We start from the raw sequence: 5,181 nt of genomic DNA on the forward strand, positions 1-5,181 counted from the left end.
CGTAGCCGCAGTAGCAGCGGGACCGTCAGCAGCGTCATCGGAGCCACAGGCTCCAGCTAGCAACGCTACGGAGAGGAGGACGGGGGCCAGCGAGAAGGTTCGACGTGGCATGAAACTGCCTTTCGTTGAGTTCGGTATCCCCCCGCGTGACGAGCACGAAGGGAAGAAACGTCTTTCCGGGACCAGCAGGATCGTCGCGATTAGGCGCAAACACAAATGGTGCACCCACAAAGGGGCGACGTGACTCAGCCGGCTACGGCCACCAAGGGGTGATGGCAGGCCACGTGGTGGCCCGTCGAGACCTCACGCATCTGCGGTTCTTCGTTTTCGCACTTTTCCGTGGCATGGGGGCACCGTGTTCGGAACCGGCAGCCGGAAGGAGGATCGATCGACGACGGGACCTCGCCTACCAGGTCCACCGTTTCGTCGATGATGGCCGCCGGGTCCGGTTCCGGAATGGATTCGAGGAGAAGCGACGTGTACGGGTGCGCGGCGTTGGCGTAGAGGTCGTCGGGTTCCGCGACCTCGCAAAGCTTCCCCAGGTACATGACGGCCACCAGGTCGCTGACGTTCTTGACGACGGCCAGGTCATGGGCGATGAAGACCAGGGTCAGGCCGTACTCGGCTTTGAGGTCGCGGAGCAGGTTGAGGATCTGGGCTTGGACGCTGACGTCCAGGGCGCTGACCGGCTCATCGCAGATGAGGACCTTGGGTCCGAGGACCAGGCTCCGGGCAATGGAGATCCGTTGGCACTGGCCACCGGAGAACTCGTGGGGTCGCTTGTCTCGGGCTACCTCCGGGTCGAGCCCGACGGCGTGCAGCATCCGATCAACGATCTCGATCTGTTCTTCTTCGCCGTGTGGACCCCACACCCGCAGTGGTTCAGCGACGATGTCGGCTACCCGTCGACGGGGATTCAATGAGCTGATCGGATCCTGGAAGATCATCTGGAGTTGAGTTCGGTGAGGTCGTAGTCCCTGTTCGGACAAGTCGGTCAACTCGACGCCGTTCACGACTACCGACCCGCTCTTGGGTGGAGGCAGTTGGATAAGGGAGCGGGCGACGGTGGATTTTCCACAACCTGACTCGCCGACGAGACCGAGCGTCTCTCCGGCCTTGACGTCCAGACTGATCCCACTCACTGCTTTCACGGTGCGTTTTTTGGCCGCCGGAAACTCGACTACCAGATCCTCAACCTGGATCAGCACTTCGTCGGCGGGACGAAGATGGGCCTTCCCCGATCCAGCCATTAGGCGATCCCTCCATCCGGAAGATCTGCCGGTATTCCCGGACTCTGATCAGCGCCTAGGGATTCGGCCACGGCAAGTGTCTGTGGTAACCGGTCGGAGAGGTTCCGTTCGAACGCCTCACGGTTGGCATCAGACCCCACCGGATACCAGCAGGCTGACTTATGCCCTGAGGTGCCAATCGAAACCAGTGGCGGGTCCTCCTCGTGGCACTTCGGCTGCACATACGGGCAACGGAGACTGAACGCACAACCAGCTGGAAGGTGGGTGGCCACCGGTGGGCGGCCGGTGATCGCCGCCAACGGCGTATGGCTTGCCTGGCTTGTTCGCGGAATCGAACGCATGAGCGCTTCCGTGTACGGGTGTTGGGTCTTTTCGAAGATTTCGTCCGTCGAAGCCTGTTCCACGACCTTGCCTGCGTACATGACAAGGGTGTCGTCGGTTCGACCGGCAATGACCCCAAGGTCGTGAGTCACCATCACCATGGTCATGTTGCGCTGACGTTGCTCGCGGCTCAACAGGTTGAGGATCTGGTGCTGGACGGTTACGTCCAGGGCGGTGGTCGGCTCGTCGGCGAAGAGCAGCGACGGCTCGCAGGCCAGGGCGCTGGCGATGGAGACCCGCTGGCGCATGCCGCCACTGAGCTCGTGGGGCAACCGATCGATTCTGGATTCAGCTTCTGGAATCCGTACCTCGTTGAGAAGGTCGAGAGCGGTCTGCTTTGCTTCCCGGCGGTTGACGTTCTTGTGTTGCCTCAGGTGTTCGATGACCTGACGTCCGATCTTGACCATCGGGTTCAGCGAGGTCATGGGGTCCTGGAAGATCATGGCGATCTCTGTTCCCCACAGGCGTCGCATTTCCCGGCGGGACAGCGCGAGGAGGTCGCGGCCGTCGAAGAAGGCCGATCCGCTGGTCTTGACGTTGGAACCCAGGTTGAGGCACATGATCGACCGGGCGAGAACCGTCTTGCCTGAACCGCTCTCACCGACGATGCCCAGGGACCGCCCGCGCTTAAGGCTGAAACTGACCCCGCGCACGGCCTGCAATTCGCCGATCGGCAGGAAGAAGCTCGTATGGAGATCCTCGACGCGAAGGATCTCCGATCCCCCCATCGACTCAGACGATGTCGAGGTGTATGTGGGTTCTTCTGAGACGGCCATCAGAGCGATTCCATTTCAGATCGCAGCGGACCGGGTGGCCGCTTGTGTCCGAACCCAGTCGGCAAGATTGTTGAACGAATAGACCGTCATGAACAGCGTCACGGCAGGCCACACGGCGGGCCAGATGTTGATAAGGAGGTCCTGCCGGGCCTGGTTGATCATCCCTCCCCAGGAGGCTGTTGGGATCTCTACCCCGAGACCGAGGAAAGACAGCGTTGACTCGAGGATGATCAGAACTGGGAGGCCGACCAGCGAGTAGGCGAGGAGCGCGGGCAACACGTTGGGGAAAATTTCCCGAATCAGGATCCGTTTCCTGCTGGTGCCAATGGCCCTTGCCGCGGTGACAAAGTCCTGTCCGCTGACCGAGAGGGCGGTGGCACGGGCAATTCGTGTGTACGACGGCCAGACGAAGACGGCACCGACCAGGACTAGGACTAGGAGGTTGCGCATTCCAAGCATCGTTGTGATGAACACCAGACCGATGAGAGCCGGGAACGACAGCCAGGTATCCACGAGAGCCATCAGAAAGGTCTCGAGGAGTCCCCGGAAATAGCCGGCGATCGACCCAAGTGTGCCGCCGACGATGATTCCTATTGCTACTAGCGAGAAGGCGAAGATGAGCGAGACCCTGGCTCCGTAGATCAGCCGGGCGAGGATGTCGCGGCTGACGTTGTCGGTGCCCAGCCAGTGGCTGGCCGTCGGGCCCTCGTTGGTCTTCCCCTCGCCAAAGACGAAGCCCTGATAGTTGGGGTCGGCTAGGCCGGGGATCAGGTCAGCCAGTGCTGCGGCGAGGATCACCAGAATCAGCCATAGGAAGCAGAGCTTGGTCAGCCACGGCATCTTCCCGAACCAATTCCCGAACCAACTTTTCCCGGACGAACCCGGGAACATCTGCTCGGCGTTCCTTGGCCCCCGCCGGAGCATCGACGGAGCCCAGGTACCGCCCGATGACTTGGACACTTAGTTCGTCCTCCGTATCCGGGGGTCGACGACCATGTAGACGAGGTCGGTGGCCGTGTTGACAATCACGTAGAAGACGGTGATGAGGATTGTGATGGCTTGGACCATCATGAAGTCACGCTGTTGGATCGCCGAAAATAGGCGCTTTCCAAGGCCCGGAATGGCGAACAGGTACTCGATGACAAGCGACCCGCCGATCAAGAATCCGATGTTCAGGCCGACCACCGTGACGAGCGTGAGGAGGCTCGGTCGGAGACCGTGCCGGAAGAGGATGAACCGGTCGGTCAACCCCTTCGCTCGCGCTGAAAGGATGTAGTTCTCCTTCAGGGTGGCGATCATGTCGGATCGAAGGACCCGCGTATAGACAGCGATCTCTGTGACGGCCAACGACAGTGCAGGGAGGGCCACGCTCTTAAGGTTGGGTCCGAGCCCATTACTGAGCCTGTTCCATCCGACAGCGGGGAACCACTGGAGTTTTAGGGCAAACACGTAGATGAGGATCAGCCCGGTGACGAATACAGGCAGACTGAGCCCGGCCTGGGCAAACCCGCTGACCAAGCGATCCGATCTTCGCCCCTCCCGGTAGCCGGTAAACGCCCCCAGGGGAACCGCTATCAGGAGTGAGAAGCCAACGGCAACGGCCATTAACTCGAGGGTGATCGGCAACCGGTGGGTGATCTCATCAGTCACCGGCTGTCCGGTAACGAGGGAACGGCCGAGGTCTCCCTGCACTGCGTCGCCCAGCCACCGTCCATAGCGGACGATCAGCGGGTCGTTCAGACCCCATTCCTCCCGGATCTGTTCAACAAACTCCCGATCTTGCTGAGCATCGATCGGGATCAGCGCGTTGACGGGGTCGCCCGGTAGGACGTTGACGCCGACGAAAGTGACGAAGGAGACCACGATCACCGTCACGACAAGACGCGTCAGGCGAATCGCGATCATGTTCGACATCTATCCCCTCACCTTCCCTATGGCTACCTCCCATAGAAAAGCGTGTTGCGGGGGCCGTGCCTTAACGACACGACCCCCGCTACACCTAACTACCTATCCGTGTTTGGCCAGATCTAGTTGTCAGTCCGCCAAACCTGTTCCCACCTGCCAACGGCACTTGGATGGCCGATACCCAATGTTCCGTCCGGCAGGACCCACGTGTCGAGTCCGGTGATCGCATCATCAACCGCGATAACCGTTGCCGTGCCGCCTGAGAACCAGTGCGGCACGTCCTGATTGGCGATGAGTCCGATCTTCTCGTAGAGCGCATGGCGCTCTTCGAAGACGCTCGTCACTAGGGCGTCTGCCAAGTAGCCCTGAATCTCCGCGTTGTCGTAGTTGGAGAAGTTCAGGGGATTGGCCTGCCAGTTGTTGAAGGCCTGACCCATGGGCACTGACGGATCGGCCTCACTGCCGTAACGCCAGCAGTGGGCACCATGGTCACCCAGGAAGCCGTTGGCGATTCCCAACGAGACGTTGATGTGGGTCTGCTGATCGTTCCCCGTGTCGACGTCGACGTCGACGAGCCCGGTCGCTGTCCACAACTGGTCGAGAACCGACATCGCTGCTACGAGCGTCGGGTCCATCGGACAGGCCAGATCGACATGGATCTTCTCTCCGACTGCCTTGCCGTCGGAACGAGACGGATCGTCCACGTACTCCTGAAGCAGAGCAATTCCAGCGTCGAAGTCGAAATGCGGATACGAGTCGGCTACCGCCTGCGAGTACCAGGGGCTGTCCTTCGAGAACATCTGTGTGACCGGTTCTGAAATCCCGGCTCCACCCAGTGCCTCGATGACCGCTTCCTGGTTGTTGGCCAG

General features: G+C 60.9%; 5 protein-coding genes. All 5 read right to left on the reverse strand.

The window, feature by feature from the left end:
• Positions 1-245 precede the first annotated feature (245 nt).
• Entirely contained in the window at positions 246-1,250 is a 1,005-nt protein-coding gene (locus MK181_10685; GenBank protein MCH2420265.1) for an ATP-binding cassette domain-containing protein, read from the reverse strand.
• On the reverse strand, positions 1,250-2,407 hold the full coding sequence (locus MK181_10690) for an ABC transporter ATP-binding protein (protein ID MCH2420266.1): 1,158 nt from the start codon (positions 2,405-2,407) through the stop codon (positions 1,250-1,252). Before MK181_10690 ends, MK181_10685 begins: the two co-directional genes overlap by 1 nt.
• A gap of 15 nt (positions 2,408-2,422) precedes the next feature.
• Entirely contained in the window at positions 2,423-3,247 is an 825-nt protein-coding gene (locus tag MK181_10695) for an ABC transporter permease (protein ID MCH2420267.1), read from the reverse strand.
• A gap of 120 nt (positions 3,248-3,367) precedes the next feature.
• Complete coding sequence (locus tag MK181_10700) at positions 3,368-4,312, reverse strand: ABC transporter permease (protein MCH2420268.1); 945 nt, start codon at positions 4,310-4,312, stop codon at positions 3,368-3,370.
• Between the two features lie 122 nt (positions 4,313-4,434).
• Positions 4,435-5,181 (reverse strand): hypothetical protein (locus tag MK181_10705; protein MCH2420269.1); only part of this gene is annotated, 747 nt, incomplete at its 5' end.

It is taken from the genome of Acidimicrobiales bacterium (assembly GCA_022452035.1).
Classification (GTDB): domain Bacteria; phylum Actinomycetota; class Acidimicrobiia; order Acidimicrobiales; family MedAcidi-G1; genus UBA9410.

Coding starts and splice junctions, on each gene's coding strand:
- MK181_10685 (MCH2420265.1), bottom strand. CDS start 1,250: ATGGCTGGATCGGGGAAGGCCCATCTTCGTCCCGCCGACGAAGTGCTG.
- MK181_10690 (MCH2420266.1), bottom strand. CDS start 2,407: ATGGCCGTCTCAGAAGAACCCACATACACCTCGACATCGTCTGAGTCG.
- MK181_10695 (MCH2420267.1), bottom strand. CDS start 3,247: ATGCCGTGGCTGACCAAGCTCTGCTTCCTATGGCTGATTCTGGTGATC.
- MK181_10700 (MCH2420268.1), bottom strand. CDS start 4,312: ATGATCGCGATTCGCCTGACGCGTCTTGTCGTGACGGTGATCGTGGTC.